The sequence below is a fragment of the Clostridium chromiireducens genome (assembly GCF_003575225.1).
GTDB lineage: Bacteria > Bacillota > Clostridia > Clostridiales > Clostridiaceae > Clostridium > Clostridium chromiireducens.
The window spans coordinates 200,193-217,527 of the sequence record NZ_QXDJ01000003.1; the positions used below are offsets into that span (position 1 = coordinate 200,193).

At 27.7% G+C, this 17,335-nt stretch carries 13 protein-coding genes and 2 pseudogenes; 3 read left to right on the top strand and 12 right to left on the bottom strand.

The annotated features are described in order from the left end of the window. Positions 1 to 10 precede the first annotated feature (10 nt). The 11 genes and pseudogenes from D2A34_RS12160 to D2A34_RS12205 all read right to left on the bottom strand — a co-directional run bounded on the left by D2A34_RS12160 (position 11) and on the right by D2A34_RS12205 (position 11,648). A complete protein-coding gene (locus D2A34_RS12160) occupies positions 11 to 850 on the bottom strand; it encodes an SDR family oxidoreductase (protein WP_119366783.1) in 840 nt (279 codons plus the stop codon). 9 nt (positions 851 to 859) lie between these two features. Next, on the bottom strand, positions 860 to 1,900 hold the full coding sequence (locus tag D2A34_RS12165; RefSeq protein ID WP_119366784.1) for a Gfo/Idh/MocA family protein: 1,041 nt from the start codon (positions 1,898 to 1,900) through the stop codon (positions 860 to 862). 2 nt (positions 1,901 to 1,902) lie between these two features. Further along, entirely contained in the window at positions 1,903 to 2,730 is an 828-nt protein-coding gene (locus tag D2A34_RS12170) for a sugar phosphate isomerase/epimerase family protein (protein ID WP_119366785.1), read from the bottom strand. After that, the gene (locus D2A34_RS12175; RefSeq protein ID WP_182629364.1) at positions 2,718 to 3,917 is read right to left on the bottom strand and encodes an FkbM family methyltransferase; all 1,200 of its coding nucleotides are present in this window, start codon (positions 3,915 to 3,917) and stop codon (positions 2,718 to 2,720) included. Before D2A34_RS12175 ends, D2A34_RS12170 begins: the two co-directional genes overlap by 13 nt. Positions 3,918 to 4,162: 245 nt before the next feature. Next, positions 4,163 to 4,454, bottom strand: a pseudogene (locus tag D2A34_RS27645) (D-sedoheptulose-7-phosphate isomerase); the annotation flags it as partial. A gap of 150 nt (positions 4,455 to 4,604) precedes the next feature. Next, positions 4,605 to 5,012, bottom strand: a pseudogene (locus tag D2A34_RS27650) (HAD hydrolase family protein); the annotation flags it as partial. Between the two features lie 4 nt (positions 5,013 to 5,016). Beyond that, positions 5,017 to 5,841 (bottom strand): N-acetylneuraminate synthase family protein, encoded by an 825-nt coding sequence (locus D2A34_RS12185; RefSeq protein ID WP_119366788.1) that lies wholly within the window; start codon positions 5,839 to 5,841, stop codon positions 5,017 to 5,019. Between the two features lie 34 nt (positions 5,842 to 5,875). Beyond that, complete coding sequence (gene rfbG / locus D2A34_RS12190) at positions 5,876 to 6,940, bottom strand: CDP-glucose 4,6-dehydratase (protein ID WP_119366789.1); 1,065 nt, start codon at positions 6,938 to 6,940, stop codon at positions 5,876 to 5,878. Then, positions 6,922 to 7,701: a glucose-1-phosphate cytidylyltransferase gene (gene rfbF / locus D2A34_RS12195; RefSeq protein WP_119366790.1), complete on the bottom strand. Its 780-nt coding sequence runs from the start codon at positions 7,699 to 7,701 to the stop codon at positions 6,922 to 6,924. Before rfbF ends, rfbG begins: the two co-directional genes overlap by 19 nt. A 361-nt stretch (positions 7,702 to 8,062) precedes the next feature. Then, on the bottom strand, positions 8,063 to 9,631 hold the full coding sequence (locus D2A34_RS12200) for a glycosyltransferase (protein ID WP_119366791.1): 1,569 nt from the start codon (positions 9,629 to 9,631) through the stop codon (positions 8,063 to 8,065). After that, positions 9,621 to 11,648: a methyltransferase domain-containing protein gene (locus D2A34_RS12205; protein ID WP_243128328.1), complete on the bottom strand. Its 2,028-nt coding sequence runs from the start codon at positions 11,646 to 11,648 to the stop codon at positions 9,621 to 9,623. Before D2A34_RS12205 ends, D2A34_RS12200 begins: the two co-directional genes overlap by 11 nt. 434 nt (positions 11,649 to 12,082) lie before the next feature. Between D2A34_RS12205 and D2A34_RS12210 the strand changes: the two genes are divergently transcribed. The 3 genes from D2A34_RS12210 to D2A34_RS12220 all read left to right on the top strand — a co-directional run bounded on the left by D2A34_RS12210 (position 12,083) and on the right by D2A34_RS12220 (position 15,388). Beyond that, positions 12,083 to 13,894 carry a tetratricopeptide repeat-containing glycosyltransferase family 2 protein gene (locus D2A34_RS12210; protein WP_119366792.1) on the top strand — a complete coding sequence of 604 codons (1,812 nt, stop codon included), beginning with the start codon at positions 12,083 to 12,085 and terminating at the stop codon, positions 13,892 to 13,894. Positions 13,895 to 13,987: 93 nt separating this feature from the next. After that, entirely contained in the window at positions 13,988 to 14,281 is a 294-nt protein-coding gene (locus tag D2A34_RS12215) for a hypothetical protein (protein ID WP_119366793.1), read from the top strand. 168 nt (positions 14,282 to 14,449) lie between these two features. Then, positions 14,450 to 15,388: a DNRLRE domain-containing protein gene (locus tag D2A34_RS12220; RefSeq protein WP_119366794.1), complete on the top strand. Its 939-nt coding sequence runs from the start codon at positions 14,450 to 14,452 to the stop codon at positions 15,386 to 15,388. 150 nt (positions 15,389 to 15,538) lie between these two features. Here D2A34_RS12220 and D2A34_RS12225 read toward each other — a convergent pair whose 3' ends face one another. Continuing rightward, positions 15,539 to 17,275, bottom strand: a complete 1,737-nt coding sequence (locus D2A34_RS12225; RefSeq protein WP_119366795.1) for a flavin monoamine oxidase family protein — start codon at positions 17,273 to 17,275, stop codon at positions 15,539 to 15,541. Between the last annotated feature and the right edge of the window lie 60 nt (positions 17,276 to 17,335).

Below are 17,335 nucleotides of genomic sequence, written 5' to 3' on the forward strand. Positions count from 1 at the left end.
TATAACTGTATTACCAACAAGTTCTTCCACCATCGATGATTAATGTACTACCTGTCATATACGATGATGCCCTAGAACATAAAAATATGACTGCAGCCTTGTATTCGTCAACATTAGCCATTCTTCCTAATGGAATCAAATTTGTTAAATTAGATAAAAAAACTTCATCTTGATTTGTATATACTCCTCCGGGCACTAATGCATTAGCTCTAACATTTTTATCTGCCCAATACGTAGCCAAATATTTCGTTAATCCAATTAGTCCAGTCTTAACTACAGAATATGTTACCGGCTTTGTAGGTTGCTCTTTATTATCTATTCCTATTTTACGATATATTCTTTGATCTGGTGCAATGATTCCTAAGTCAGAAGCAATATTTAAAATAATCCCTGAATTTTTTTCTGCAAAATAAGATCCTATAATTTGACTGCATAAAAATGAACCTGTTAATCCTACTGATATATCATCATTCCAATTTTCAATTGGATACGTCTCAAATCTCTTAGTTTTGTCTGTTTTTGTATTAATATCTTCATATTTAGGATTATTGGCTGCATTATTAATTAGTATATCCACCGTATGAAATTCTGTTAATGCTTCACGTAAAATACCATAAACCTCATCTTTATTAACAATATTATTTGTTAATGCTATTGCTTTTCCTGCATAGTTTTTAGTCAATAGTTCAGCTTCTTTTTTAGCTTTTTCGTGATTTAAATCGACAATTACACAATTCGCTCCAAACTCCATTAAAGCCTCTGCATGCTTTACCCCAAGTAATCCTGCGCCACCTGTTATAATTGCTGTTTTATTTGATAAATCAAACAAATCTTGTACTGCATTATCCATATCTTTCACCTATATCTCGTTCATATTTATAATATTTCCTTTATTTATTGATTCTTTTATTGCAATAGCCATCTTCAAACTCTTAATTCCTTCTTCTATTGGAATAATGGTTCTTTTTTTATCTTTTACAGCATCTATGAATACTTTTAACTCTTCTTTAAACATATCGTTTCGTTCAAATTCATATACTTTATTCAACATTTCATTTCCATCTTCATCATAATATACCAAAGTCGAATTTAATAAGTCGAATTCTATTTTTCCTTTTGTACCTATTATTTTACATTTTCTCGATGGTGGAATCTGAATATAATCTTCATGTATATGTACAGGAATGTTTTTATTATTAAGCTCATAGTTTAAAAGTATACTTGCTACATCTTCTACATCTATCTCTAAATTACTTAATTTACCTCCAATTGCATAAACACATTTTGGCATACCTAAGAACCAAATAATGTAATCCAATTCATGAATTTGACTAAGAATTACGCCGCCTCCTAAATCTTTTCTTGAGGCATACATTTTCCTATAATCTTCATATTTATGCCATCCTCTAACATTTTCACCAATTTCTATATTAACACATACAATCTGACCTATAACGTTCTTTTCTAGTAATTTCTTACTTTCTTTAATACAAGGATGAAATCTGTTCTGAAATCCAACAAAAGTTATATTTTTATATTCATTTAGTTTTGTAACTAATTTATCTACATTTTTCAAATTATGAGATATTGGTTTTTCAACAAATATACTACATTTGTTTTCAGCTGCTTTCATTAAAATTTCCATATGCATACTAGTTGGATTCGTAATAAAGACTATATCTATATTATTCTTAAACGCTTCATCCAACGAATTAACATTTTTTATATTATAGTGTTTATCTAAATTTAAACCCTTTTTTATATTAAGTTTATTATCTAAAACAAATTGATATTTTCTTTGCCTAAATGCATACACTTCAATTTCATCACCTAATAATTCTTTAATATTTCTAAGATGTCTTTGTCCTATACCCCCAAGTCCAACAAATAAAACTTTCACAACTAATAACCCCGCTTGATTAAATTTTTAATATAACTGTAGTTATATTCAGCTGTATTTTTAAAATCATCTTCATAATATGCCTGCAATATAAATGGTCCATCAAACCCCTTCTTCATTAGATAAGGAATTCCTTCTTTAAAATTAGTATCTCCTGTTCCTAAAAATACACTTCCCCCATTTTGTAATCTATCTTTGATATGAATATTTATAATATAGTTAAATAATTTTTCCATATCACTCTTCATATCATATCCTTTAGCTGCACAATTTCCTGTATCATAATAAATTCCAACATTGTTATGATTAAACATCTTAACTAAGTTTAAATATTCATCTGCAGCTAACTCTGTTTCAATCCCTATATTCATATCATAATCTTCTAAAATATTTAAACTTTGACTGATTACTTCATATAATATCTTCTTATCTTCTTCACATCTTATTTCAGCATTTTCTAATATAGGTAGTAGAATAACTTTCACTCCAATTTCCGAAGATTGTTTAATTAATTCCTTTAATATATTTATATTTTCCTTTATTGAATAATTAATTCTTCTAAAAAATGGATTCTCTAAAAAATAATCAGCACATAATGAACTTACCTTAACATTAGTTTTTTTTATTATGTTATTAATTCTTTGTCTCCCTTCTTTTGACCAGATTGGATTTTCTTTAAATCTATTTTTTTCAAAAATCCATTCTATAGAATAGAATCCTATTTCTTCAGCATATTTAAACTCTTGTTCCCAAGTGTCAGTTGGAAATCCTTGCAACTTTGGATAAGGTCTTTTAGACAATCTGCCTTGTATTATTCCTATTTTACACATACTTGCTTCTCCTTAATTTTTCTCCTCTCTTTTGGAATTGCATATAAAACAGTATCCCAACAGTCTCCTACATGATGTCTTAAGTAAAATTTATACCCATCACTTATTTTATTTATAAGTAATGGTATTTCCCATAGATCACTCTGTTTATGATAAACGCAAATTGCTAGTATTGGCTTTTGCTGTTTAATAATAATTTCTGATCCTAAGAGAGCTTCTCTTTCAAACCCCTCAATGTCCATTTTTATAATAGTAGGTATATTTTGAGGATTTTCTTTAGCAAAGTTATCAATTGTTATGCTTTTTACTTTAGAATCTCCATTATTCGATACCTTTGAATCCGCATCCCCTGTAGCATCAAAAAGTAAAATTTCTTCTTTGTTCCCAACAGCATATTCAAACATTTGAATCTTCTTTTGAATATACGACTCTTGTTTTTCTACGAATTTTTTTAACTTATCAAAATTGTTTTTATCTGGTTCAAAAGATATTATCTTTTTGAAGCATAACTTTTTATGCAAAAGAGCTCTTATTGTATCTCCATCGAAGGCACCACAATCATAAATAATATCATTTTCATTCAGCTCATATAGATCTCTTTGAAAATAAGTATTATAATCAACATCAACAAATTCCTCCCAATTATCATGTGAAATTCTCCACTTTACTTGCTCATAGTATTGCTTTTTAGAAATAACATCATCAAATAATTTGTAGCACTCTAGTATCTTATCCTCACTACTATATACATTTTCTGGATTGCCAATACAATAATATGGCAAGAAAGTATCAGGATAGTCATTGTATAATTTTGTAATATCCACCACATGTTTGAATCCAAATTCTTGTAGCCCCTTGATTAAAGTTGATACGCGTTTTTCCTTACCTGTACTGCCTTTCCATATAGTTAATACTATTAATATATTATCACCGTATTTACTCATTATTTTTTCTTTGCTAAACACCTCTATACCATTTATGCTTGTATCCATTTTTTTTTCATCATTGTCACCAAACGCAACAGGTTTAATTCCAATTTTTTTTAGACCAGTTAATGTCCTAAGGCCAAGGTTACCCGCGCCAAATAAAATAAATGGTATTTTATTAAAGTTGTAATTATTCTTTATAAGTTTTTTTTCAAAAAGTGCTTTTAAATTTTCTTCATAAATACCATTAACTCTTTTCATTTTCATCCTCAATTCTATATATTAAATTTTATGTGCTGAAATTTATCTTTTTAAAATGCCACATTCTACATATTCTGCTATTAAATGTCCTACAAATATATGCGCTTCTTGTATTCGTGGAGTAATTTTTGATGGAATTTTAATTACATAATCTGATATATATTCAACTTCTTCATTATAATAATCACCCATTAGCATTACTGTAATTAATTCTTCTTTTTTTCCATATCTTAATGCTTCTAACACATTTTTAGATCTTCCACTAGTCGATATTCCTATAAGCATATCTCCTTTTTTAGCCTTTGCCTCCAATTGTCTTACAAATATTCTATTGTAACTGTAGTCATTTCCAACGGCTGTTAATGTTGAAGTGTTTACTGTTAGCGCTTCTGCATTAAGTGCCTGTCTTTCTTTATAAAATTTGCTAATGAATTCTGTTGCAATATGCTGTGCATCAGCTGCACTTCCGCCATTTCCACACAAAAACACCTGATTCTTATTACTTAATAAGCTTATGAGATTATCACCAATTTTCATTACATCATCAATAAGTTTTTTATCAGATGCCATAATTTTAAATATATCTACATGTTCAGCCAGTCTCTTATAAAAGTAGTTTTGTGAACTTTTTTCGTTATTGTAATCTTCAATAATTGGAATCAATTCCCAAAGGCACCCTTCTCCTGCTCTATTTTGTAATATTACATTCGCACTCTTTTTAGCTTTACTAATTGCATCTTTAGGGCATACTCCAAGACCTGCATATTTTAAAGGGTGAATATCATATTTTCCATCACCTATATAGCATATTTCTTCTGCTTTTATTTTACTCTGCTTTTCAATTTCTTTTATTACTTCAATCTTATTCTTCTTTCCACAGTAAAAATAATCCCATGGAAATCTTTTTTCAAAATAAGTTACTATTTTTGAATTTTCTCCAGTTATAGCAGATATGATATAATTTCTAGATTTCAATTCAAAAATAGCATCAATATCCTTTAAATTAATTTTTTTTTGTTCTCTTCCTTCTTCATCCACTATAATTGAACCATCTGTTATAACACCATCTATATCGAAAATTATTAACTTTATCATTTAATTAACCTCTTAATTTTTTTCTTACTTCTAATTCAGCTTGACTTAATAACTTCTCTCCATTTCCTAATATTTTTTCTACTTCTCTAATCTCTTTGACTAGTTTACATAATTCATAGGGTTCTATAGATGCTCCTTGATCTGAGCCATACATTTTTTTATCTAAAGTTATATGTCTTTCAACAGATGTGGCACCAAGAGTTACTGCACAAATACTAACTAGAGTTCCTGTTTCATGTCCACTATAACCAACTTTGCAATCATATTTTTCTTTTAATTTCTTAATCATTAATAAATTAGCATCTTCATTTTTCATCGGATATGTACTGTTGCAATGCATTAATTCAAATTCACAGTTTTCATTTTTAAATACTTCTATTGCTCTATCAATTTCTTCATGATTACTCATTCCTGTTGATATAAAAGTATATTTTCCTTCACTTGCAATTTCTTTTAACAATTCATAATTAGTAAGCATAGCTGAAGCAACTTTATTATATTTTAAGCGATATTTTTGTAAAAATTTTTGTGAGTCTACATCCCATGCTGATGCAAACCAATCTATCCCTTTAGCTTTACAATATTCATTAATTTCATCGTATTCTTTTTCATTAAATTCAAGTCCTTCCTTTTGCGCCCTTTGAGTATTCCCCCATGGACTTACACGAGGACTGTCCAACATTTCTTTTCTATAAACCTTATCAATGGTTCTTTTTTGAAATTTAACTGCGTCACATCCTGCTATTACTGCTATATCAATAAGTTTTTTAGCTATTTTCATATCTCCATTATGATTAATTCCTATTTCTGCTATTATATATGTTTTCATTTTATATTATCTCACCTCTTTATTTTATTTATAATCAAATCCTAAAATACCTGTTTATTTGATTTTCTGTTAATTTATTCACATTATTATATAAATAATGATATTTTGTCCATTCTATAGTTAAATCGATAGCTTCTTTTATACTCAATTTAGGCTTCCATCCAAGTTTATTTTTTATTTTTGAACAATCTAGTTTTAAAAGGTTAGATTCATAAAAATTGGTATCTTCTAATCTACTTGTCCAATTTATATTTCCCCATGAGTTACAAAATGTCTCCACAAGACTAGCAGTAGTAACACACCCATCTTCATTTGGTCCTATATTATAATTTCCTTCGAAATTTTTATCATCGTATTGCTTTTCTGCAATTAACAAGTATCCTAAAAGTGCCTCAAAGACATGTTGATATGGCCTAATAGATTGTGGATTTCTAACAAGAATATTTTCTTTCTTAATAGCGGCTCTAATACAATCAGGTATTATTCTATCCTCTGAGAAATCTCCTCCACCTATTACATTGCCAGCTCTGGCCGTAGATATAGCCACTCTTTGATCTGAAAAAAAGGAATTTATATAACTATGAGTAACAAGTTCAGAACAAGATTTACTATTAGAATAAGGATCAAAACCATCTAACGAATCAATTTCGCGATATCCCCAATCCCACTCATTATTTTTATATACTTTATCTGTTGTGACAATAACTACCGAACGTACACTTTTACAATTTCTTATGCTTTCAAGCAAATTTACAGTTCCAATTACATTGGTCTCATAGGTGTATACTGGATTTTTATATGATTCTCTCACTAAAGGTTGTGCTGCTAGATGAAATACAATATCTGGTTTAGAGTTGTATAACTCTTTTTTTAAATGCTCTAAATCTCTTATATCTCCTATAATTGAATTGATATTATCTTCAATATTAATAATATTGAATAAAGACGGGTTGGTATTAGGTATTAGTGAAAATCCAGTAACTTTAGCTCCTGCCATAATCAGAATCTTAGTAAGCCAGCTTCCTTTAAAGCCAGTATTACCTGTTATAAAAACACTTTTTTTATTATAAAAATCAAGCATTAATTCCAGACCTTCCATTTAGCATTATTTTCCCTCCATAGTTTTTCAAGTAATTCTTTATCTCTTTGAGTATCCATACACTTCCAAAAGCCGCTATACTTATACGCATTTAACATTTTATCTTTTGCAAGATTCTCCATGGGTTCCTTTTCTAAAAACGTATTATCACCTTTAATATAATCAAAAATTTTAGGTTCTAAAACCATGTAGCCACCATTAATCCAACCGCCATCTTCTTTAGATTTTTCAATAAATGATGTTACCGTTGTATTATCTCTATCTATATTAAGGACTCCAAATTTTCCCTCTAGCTGAATTGCTGTTAATGTTGCTATTTTATTATTTTTTTTATGAAATTCTAATAAATTTGTAATGTTAATATCACTTACTCCATCACCATATGTCAGCATAAAAGTTTCATCTCCAATATACTTTTGAACTCTTTTAAGCCTTCCACCAGTCATAGTATCAATTCCAGTATCGACAAGTGTTACTTTCCAGGGTTCTGCAACATTAGAGTGAATTATCATCTTATTATTTTTCATAAAATCAAAAGTAATATCCGAACTATATAAATAATAATCTGCAAAATATTCTTTTATCATATGACCTTTATATCCACAACAAATTATAAATTCATTAAAGCCATAATATGAATAACCCTTCATTATGTGCCATAATATTGGATTACCTCCAATTTCAATCATAGGTTTTGGTCTTAAATGAGATTCTTCTGATATTCTAGTCCCATATCCACCTGCAAGTATCACTACTTTCATAATTTTTATTCCTTTCAATTTAAATTAATGTTATTTTTTTGCAAAATCATCTCTCTTACACATCGTATATGCAATTTAAATTTATTCTATTGTGATTCTATTTTTCCATTACATATTTATTTGCAACTCTGTTATAAATTTCATCACATCAATTATGATACAGCATGTAATGTAATGCGGAGAAAATATAAAACACTTATAGTAAATCAGGAAAGGTATCAATTACTCGTGGATATAGTAAAGAATTAAAAAGAACAAGCATATACAAGTTTGAATTGGTGCAGTAAATATACTACTAGTAGTGGAGGTAAAAATTCTAATTTAAACGTACTATCTTTTGTGGAATATGCCTAAAGTGAAATCAGGATTGTAATATATCTTTAACCTTTATCATATTTCTTTTCAGTTCTAAATAATTCTGATTAGTTTCTGCCTTATTATTGTTTATAACTGGTTCAGTGATTGACAGCCATCTTGCTAATGCTACTTTTAAATCATCTTCCTTAACAATAAATTGTTTATTAGCATATGAAGCACTTATAATGCTATATAGTAAACTACATCCATAAACCTGTGTATTTACATTAAATTGATCATTCCCTCCATGAAGTCTAAAATAATTTAATGTTTCAACTATATATACTACATCACCTTTCCTACAACATTCTAACCATTGTGCAATGTCATAATCCTCATACCATTTGTCAATATATGTTCCAAAAACTTCATTAATACAATTTCTTCTTACTATTGCAGTACTTGGCTCACCTATGAAATTTGTACAACTTGTCAACATAGCTAACCCAATGTTTTCTCCTTTTATTATACTAGTATCATTAACAATTGGTTTAGTTGCTTGAATATCATATAGAAATTTACCTGTTTCGTCTATTAATTGCCTGTATGACGTTACTAAAGTAACATTCTCATATTGAATGAAATAATTAATCATTTTTTCCAATTTATTCACATGAAAAACATCATCATCCAAAAGATAACTTATATATTCTCCTTTAGACTCCCTAAATGGGGCGCCCCAATTGTTAAATTGTGACTTGTTTTCTTCTGTTTTGTTATCTATATATTTTATAAAATCATATCTTGCAATATAATCCATCACAATTTTTTCTGTTTTATCATCATCACCATTATCTCCAACAATAATTTCAATGTTTTTATATGTCTGATTAACTGCACTCTCTAATGCAATTTTAAAGTATTCAGGTCTGTTATGAGTGGGTATTAAGATACTCACTAATGGGAAGATATCTTTTGAATAAGTCTCTATGAACACTTGTCTATATTCTTCATATTCTTCTACATTGACTACTCCAACATCATGAATACACCAAGGATTTTCTTGATTTGGAATAGCTACTTTATACCCAGCTTTTTTAAATTCAATACATTGTGATATATCATAAAAATGCCATCCATTAAATATATCATCTCTCCACTTTACATCAAATTGTGTCATCATAATTAAACCATCAACACATTGAACCTCATAATAACTTTCTTCATCTTTTGCGTTATTAAAATGTAGTAAATTTATACCTTCTGACCTAATTTCATAAGTCTTGCCAATTAGATGTTTAGATTCCCACCATATTGCATTCGTTGACAGAACTTCTGCACCAATTACACCTAATAATCCAATACTTCTGTCTTTTAGGAATATATTTAAGGTATCTTCAATAAAATTTTTATTTATTATAAATACATCTTGATGTATATATACTTTATATCTTGATTTACTTCTTTCAATTGCTTCGTTATATCCTGATGTTATACTTCTAGAATTTCTTACTGGTATTTTTTCTATTTTATATCCATTTGGAACATTCAAATTATCAATATATCTACAACATTCTCCATACATCTTCTCATCATTAACACATGTAATAAATGCTATACTATTATTTTCCACTAGTTTTCCCCCCTATGATTATCCTTAACCTATCTATCTTTTCATCTGTTATCTGTAATCTATTTAGATAATCCATAGCTGTTTTACTCTCTCCAAAAGCATTTAAAATATATGCAAGGTTATAATTAGTTTGTAAATTTATCGGTTCTATTTTATATGCTTCATTTAAAATTGGGATTACTATTTCAAATATCTTATTTTCATAACAATTTGTAGCTATTAAATTTAATATCTCAACTTTATTGATTGTATTTTTATCTATTATTTCAATTATTTCTTTTTCATCATACTCATTATCTTGTATATTTTTTAGTAATTCTTTTAGGGATTCTTCAACGTCAACCTTAAAGTCCAGTCTTATCATTATAAATTTCAATTTATCTTTTATTTTTTCTTTTATTATAGTATTATTTCTTGCTTTAATTATATATTGATATAATTTAAATTGCTGTTTTACATCAATTAATGATAATTTACTAATATTATCAATAAACTTTTCGTCTTCTTGTGATATATTTGTACTTGTTGCACTTACTGAAATCTCCTTGAAATTTAATTTATTAAACATCTTTCCTATTTCATTTAAAGTAAAAAATCTTATATGCGTTTTATCTAATATTCCCGCATCCTCATAAGTCCAATTTCCATTTATCAATCCTTTAATTACAGAATAGTGCATTACATTAGGTATACTTGCCAATATGAAACCATCATCTTTAAGGTATTTCTTCATATTCGCTAATACTTTTTCTGGATTGTATAGATGCTCTAAAACATCTGCAAAAATTATATAATCAAAATATCCTTCATCGTAACTCAAATTAATATTTTCAATATTCTCTGCACGTACATCTGCAAAAGTTCCTGCTATTTTAGCAGCACTTTCATTTAATTCGATCCCATAAATATTACTATTAGGATATTTATTCTTTATAGATAATAAGGTTGCTCCACATGCACATCCTACTTCTAAAACATTTATATTTTTATCATTATTATCAATTAAATCTATAATTTCTTGTCTTATAAATGTTGAATAACTGCTATTAAATCCCCACTTCTCTTCAAATTTTTTAGTATTCATTTCCAAAGTATTTCTGAATTGAATGGGATCTTTCCCAAAACTAACACTCCCTGCATGATATATAAAACTATCCTTGCAAAGCAGTAATTTATATCCTTCAAGTATGATTCTAAAACATAAATCATCATCTTCGAAGTTTCCCGGAGTAAATAATTCATCCAATTTCCCAACTTTATCTAAAACATTTCTTTTTATAAGCATAGCAAATCCAACTAACTTAAGCCTACTTTCATATGAATTCTCGTTAGTTATATTGTTTTGTTTTGCAAACTCCATATACTCTTCAAATGTGTCATATGTTTGTCCTATTTGTTGGTAATATGATACATGATTACTTACAGCCCCTGTTGCTCCTATTTTTTCATTTGAATACAAGCCCATTCTTAAATTAAAAATTGAATTTGGCATTATTACTGTATCATTATTTAAAAGAAATATATCATTTTTCGTTTCAGTAATTTCAATACCCTGATTACAACCGGTCGGAAAACCTTTATTTTCAGTATTCAATATATATTTTATATCTTTTTGTTGTTTTAACCATTCAGTTGTTCCATCTGTAGAATTATTATCAACTATCACAATTTCATAATTATTGATCTTGTTAAATTTTTTAATACTCTCAATACACTTTTTTGTATAATCAAGATTATTATATGTTAAAATTATTATCGAATAATTATTAACGGTAACTTCAAATTTTTCTTTTAAATTTTTCATCTCTTTTATTATATCGTTTATATGGTTTATATCATTTATATAAGAAATAGCTTGTTCATAGCATAAATATGCCCTGTTATAATCTTTATTCTTTTCATATGCTTTACCCATATTAAAATATAAATCGCCATTAAAAATATTATCTACAAGACCTTTCATTGTATTTTTAAGAGCTTTATCGTAGTCTTCATTTTCAATATCTAGGGACTTCATTTGATTATAGCTCCTCTCAACCTTAATATATTATAAGTACTGAATAGCTTCTTAGTTTTGCCGTATATTATCTTCCAATATTTTGCTATATTAAATATATTCTTGAATGACCTAAATTATAACTTAATATTTAAAATAATCATTTATTATGAGCTTAAATATATAGCTGTAAATGCTCTAGCTACTCAATTTCAATTAGCAACTTATGCTGCTATATTCTGTAATATTTTATACATTGATTCAGTTACATCTTTGTTATTATTATGAAATCTAATTTCTCATTTTTTATTATTAATTCTAATTTACATCAATAGTTATAATATTCTAAATGCTTAATTTCGTTACAATTAATAATCACAGTATAAAAATATAATCATATAGTAACTATGAAGACATAAAAAATTAACACAATCATTTACAAGGAGAAAAATAATATGTCATTAAGTTTATGTATGATTGTTAAAAATGAAGAAAGTACACTAGGGCGATGCCTTGAAAGTGTTAAAAATATTGTAGATGAAATGATAATAATAGATACAGGTTCTACAGATGATACTATAAAAATAGCAGAAAGATATGGCGCTAAAATTTTTCATTACGAATGGGATAACAGTTTTGCCAATGCCAGAAATTATTCATTAAGTAAGGCTTCAAAAGATTGGATTCTAATTATGGATGCGGATGATGAGCTAAGAAGTGAAGATAAAGATAAAGTAATAAAATTAATTAATGATGATAATAAATTAAATGCATACTTTGGTGAAACTTTAAGTTACTCAGGAGATTCTTCTGATTATAATATATACTCAAATTTAAATATACGATTTATTAAAAATGGTAAGGGATATAAATTTTCAGGAGCCATTCATGAACAAATTATACCTGGCACTGAAGATGCAAAAAAGCAGGCTTTTTTAGGAATTGCAGATATCAAATTTTATCATTATGGTTATTTAAATAAAACTGTTAATGAAAAAAATAAAAGAAAGAGAAATATGGACATTATTGAAAAAATACTAAAGGAAAATCCCGACGATACCTTTATGCTTTATAATATGGGAGTTGAATATTCAGCTAAAGGAGACTATGCTGAAGCTTTAAAATATCTAAAAAAAGCGTATAGAAACTTTAATCCTTCACTTGGATTTGGAGCTAAACTATTATTAAAAATGATTTCTTGCAATAATGTGCTACAACAATTTGATGAGTGTTTAACATTAATTGAAGAAGGATTAAAATATTACCCTAGTTGTACTGATTTTGAATTCTATAGAGCAAATATTTTTTATATAAAAAAGAAATATTACTCTGCAATTGAATCAGCAAAAAAATGTATATCTATGGGTGAACCACCAATTCTTTTAAGAGAAGTATCAGGAGTAGCGACCTATAGACCTTACTATCTTTTAGGAATTATTTATTCTACTATTGATGATTATGATGAATCATACAAATGTTATGATGAAGTTCTAAAGACAAATCCTAAATTCTCTGATGCTATTTATAGAATCTCTGAGATTATGACTATTAAGAATATGTGCTTAGATGAAATGCAGAAAAAGCTTGAAAGTTATTTTGATAATCTTAATCAAGAAACAAACCTTTTATTATCAAAGATTTTCTATATTCAAAATAAGTTTGATATTGCTTATAATTACGCTAAAAAAGCAGAAAGTTTAAATAAAGATTTACTTGAGGTTAATTTTTATAAAGGTTTATATTCATTTTATCTAGGAGATTACAAAGAAGCTTTAGAAAATTTATATAAGATTAATGATGGGGAAAATCATAATAATGCCATTTATTGTAGTATATTATGTGAACTGTTTATAAAAAACTATGAACAAGCAGATAATTTAATAAACATCTCCAGAAAATTTAACGAACCTGAAGAAACTATGGTTTATGAAACATTTATCTCTATAATCAAAGAAGATAAATATATCCAACTAGCAGATGACAAAGAAAACTCTAAGAAATTTATAAAACCAATATTTAATCTACTAGAAGTATTATTAAGAGCAAATTGTTTCCAGGGATTCAAAAAGGCTGTAAAACTTTTAAATCTTATTGATGATGATAGTATATTTATGCTTTTAGGTAAGCTCTATTATAAATATGGATATTTTAGTTTTGCTTATAAAGAGTTTATAAGATCCATAAATCTACATGAGATAATAGATGCTGATGCCCTACGTATGATGCAAACAATCTTATTATCTCAAAACGAATCGAAAATTAATTAAAATCATTTTATTCACTATTTTTTATAACTATCATATATTATATTATACTAGAGTTATGTTAACTCTTAAAAAAATATATGGAGATGATAAACAATGGCTTTTACTAGTGATTTCGATACTCCACAATCAGCTTCAGGACGATATATTAACGTAATTGGAACTGTACCTGCTAATACAGCTTTTGTAGAGGTTATGCAAATATCAGTTTGTAGATATAATTCAAATACAGACTATTTTTATTTAACTAAAGAGTATATTAATTCAACTGCTTCACCAAGCTCAATTAGTCAAAGCTTAATTATAGCTGTTGTACCAATGATTTCTAGCAGCGATGCAGCTACTTTCACTTCCTTTGGAGCTCTTGTAGGTCAAGTAGATTTATCATAATAAAATAAAACAGACTTTTTAACAATATTATTTAAAGACAACTAAAGATTAAAACAAAAAATAAATTCCAATGAAATATTTATATTAGAAACTTCATTGGAATTTATTTCTGATACATTAAGTAAAGCGTTGAGTAATTATATTAATATAACACTAGGAGATACTATAATGAGAAGTATTATAATTCCAGCTATTAAGAGTCTTACGGTTACGAATAAATATCCTGATAAGAGTTTAAATGAAAATGTAATAACTGTAGGTTATGATGGTAAAAATAAATATTATAGTTATTTATTTTTTGATATTTCATCAATACCATGTAATGCTATAATATCTAATGCGGAGCTTGTACTTTTTAAGGCTGATAAATTTTATAATGATAATAGCAAAAAAATTTCTATAAGTCCTTTACGTGACTATTTTAGTAGTTATACAACTTATAACAATTCGCCTGATTATGACCACTATACTGTAATAAATTTTTATCCACTAACATCCAAAATATCAGTAACAATAAATATTACTACCATTATTTCGTCATGGGTAAAGAACAAGCCAAATAGCAAAAATAAAGGTATAATGTTATACGGGAAAAATAGAGATGTAATTATAAGCTTTGGTTCTGCTAAAAGTGATGATAATTATCTTATACCATTTATAATAGCAAATTATGAACATTCTCACCCAAATAAACCTTCTAAATGCGAATATCATCTTTATGATAAATGTCCTAAAGAAGATTGTAATAAAAAATGCAGTCGGAAATGTAAAGAAGAGTTTGAAGCAATCATAATTAAAATTTGCAAAGAAATTTGTAAAAACAATTGTAACCCACAACCTATTCCTACTTTTGAGCAGGTAAGAGTTACGGGAACTGTAGCACCACTATCCATATATTATATAATTGTAGAACTTGTAATAACTAGAGTAGGTAGTGGACACGAAGATAGCTATTATGTAACTGATGAATACGATAATTCCTTAAATAATAATTCCATTTATATAGATAAAACTTACGATATTGCTGTGATTCCTAGCGTTCAACCTGGTGACACAGGAAATGTTAACTTATATGGTTCCTATAAGGGGCCTCTGTCAATATTGTGAACTGAAGTTAATCCTTAAGTTTATTAAAATCTGAGCTGATCTTTAATCTCATTTGCTGTAGGAACAGATTTTAATTATGTTTTCAATAAGATTATTTCGATAAATAACATTAAACAAGGACCTAATCATAGGTCCTATTTATATAAATTTTTAATTATTTTCTTGACTTAATTTGCCTTTTATTTGTTTTGCGATTTCATTTGCAGCAATCATCCCAGTTTGAAGGGCTCCTTGTTGACTTGCATGCTTTTGTGAAATATGCTCACCTGCAAAAAATACTCGATTTTCCATTTCAGGAACCGTTACATCATAAGAAAAAAGTATTTTGTCTTCAGGCTTTGATAATGCTCCTGCTGTCCATATATACTGTACATCTGACCAAATCAATGATTTGTAATCAATTACTTTATCATCAAGATAATGAGGAGTAAGACCATGAACTTTTTCTATATACCTAATTACATCATCAATTAATAGTTCTGGACTTTCATTTCCAAGTCTCATTGCTTCCTGACACCAAGTATAACTAGCTAATAATACTCCTGCTTCATCTGGGTTTACTCCTGTTTTTAATACCCATTTACCATATTTATTAACTACAGCTTTAGAGTGATCCGATGGATAGTAAATTGAAGTTAATGGAAGATCAGTAAACGAACATCCTCCTACTATCTTTTTTGATGCATTTCCCATTTCCCAAAATCTTTCTTTAAGAAATAGATATATCTTATGTGATATTTCATTGTTCATTTCATTTATAGCTTGTATTTTTTTTGTTGTAAAAAGAGGCTCTATTTCAATTCTCCTTAAGCTCGAAAATGGTATTGCACATATCACATAATCAAATTCTTCGGATGTTTTCTTATTATCTCCATAATCTGTATATTTAAGTATAATTTTATCTTTTGTAGAATCATTATATATTCCACAAATAGGGAAGCCCATTTTTATTTCAATTTTCCCTAATTGTTCTTTACTAATGCCATTATAAGCTTCTTCATTCCTATCACAAAGTGCTTCATATAAAGAATGAGGTAAGTTTATCATTCCTTCAGTAATACGATAATTATATTCAAAATCTGCTGTATAATATTGCTGAAGCATTTCAGTAAGACTTAAATTTAAAAATTGTTCTTTACCTCCCAAGTAGCCAAGCATTGCTATAAAATCTTGACTGACATCCATATTCTTACACGCATTTCTATAACTTAATTTATCTATGTCTATTATACTATCTGAGTATTCTGCTTTAACTTGAATTAATTCCCTTCTTACTTCTATAGGGAGCGATTTTAAATATTTTTCATATATCTTTTCATAAAATTCAAACCATTTTTTTTCTTTATCTGTTTCGCTTAGATTAAATTTAGAATATATATTATTTTCTACACTTTTCCCTTTAATATCATTCACTGCTCGTTCATTTCTAACATATAACAAAGCATTATCGTTATTATTTACAAAAGGACTTGTATGAAGTTTAAAGAGATTTATATAGTGCCAAGTAGTTTCATGAGATACTGGTATACTCATTGGCCCTAGTTCACCATAATACTTTTTATTTCTATCAAAATAATGGGTGTATACTCTTCCTCCTATCCTCTGGCTAGCTTCAAATAAAGTAATATTACATCCTGTCTTTCTAAGTTCAAAGGCAGCAGCTAAACCAGCTTCTCCAGCACCAATTACTGCTACCTTTATGTCTTTAGCTATTCCCATTGGGCAAATATTTGTTATCTCTTCTGGAGGGCTCATTAAATCAATTATATTCTCTAGATCATCTAATCTATCTTGTAACTTGAGTATATATTCAAGCATGGTATGTCTTTCACACTCACCAGGATTATCTATTTGATAAGGAGAGTTTGAATTATTATAAGAATTCATAACTTTCACATCCTAATATCTTTATCACATATATAATTATATATGTACGCTTCTTTAGTC

Excerpts from the sequence above, each read along its gene's own strand:
- D2A34_RS12160 (WP_119366783.1), bottom strand. The coding sequence starts at position 850 with ATGGATAATGCAGTACAAGATTTGTTTGATTTATCAAATAAAACAGCA.
- D2A34_RS12170 (WP_119366785.1), bottom strand. The coding sequence starts at position 2,730 with ATGTGTAAAATAGGAATAATACAAGGCAGATTGTCTAAAAGACCTTAT.
- D2A34_RS12175 (WP_182629364.1), bottom strand. The coding sequence starts at position 3,917 with ATGAAAAGAGTTAATGGTATTTATGAAGAAAATTTAAAAGCACTTTTT.
- D2A34_RS12185 (WP_119366788.1), bottom strand. The coding sequence starts at position 5,841 with ATGAAAACATATATAATAGCAGAAATAGGAATTAATCATAATGGAGAT.
- rfbG (WP_119366789.1), bottom strand. The coding sequence starts at position 6,940 with ATGGAAGGTCTGGAATTAATGCTTGATTTTTATAATAAAAAAAGTGTT.
- rfbF (WP_119366790.1), bottom strand. The coding sequence starts at position 7,701 with ATGAAAGTAGTGATACTTGCAGGTGGATATGGGACTAGAATATCAGAA.
- D2A34_RS12205 (WP_243128328.1), bottom strand. The coding sequence starts at position 11,648 with ATGAAGTCCCTAGATATTGAAAATGAAGACTACGATAAAGCTCTTAAA.
- D2A34_RS12210 (WP_119366792.1), top strand. The coding sequence starts at position 12,083 with ATGTCATTAAGTTTATGTATGATTGTTAAAAATGAAGAAAGTACACTA.
- D2A34_RS12215 (WP_119366793.1), top strand. The coding sequence starts at position 13,988 with ATGGCTTTTACTAGTGATTTCGATACTCCACAATCAGCTTCAGGACGA.
- D2A34_RS12220 (WP_119366794.1), top strand. The coding sequence starts at position 14,450 with ATGAGAAGTATTATAATTCCAGCTATTAAGAGTCTTACGGTTACGAAT.
- D2A34_RS12225 (WP_119366795.1), bottom strand. The coding sequence starts at position 17,275 with ATGAATTCTTATAATAATTCAAACTCTCCTTATCAAATAGATAATCCT.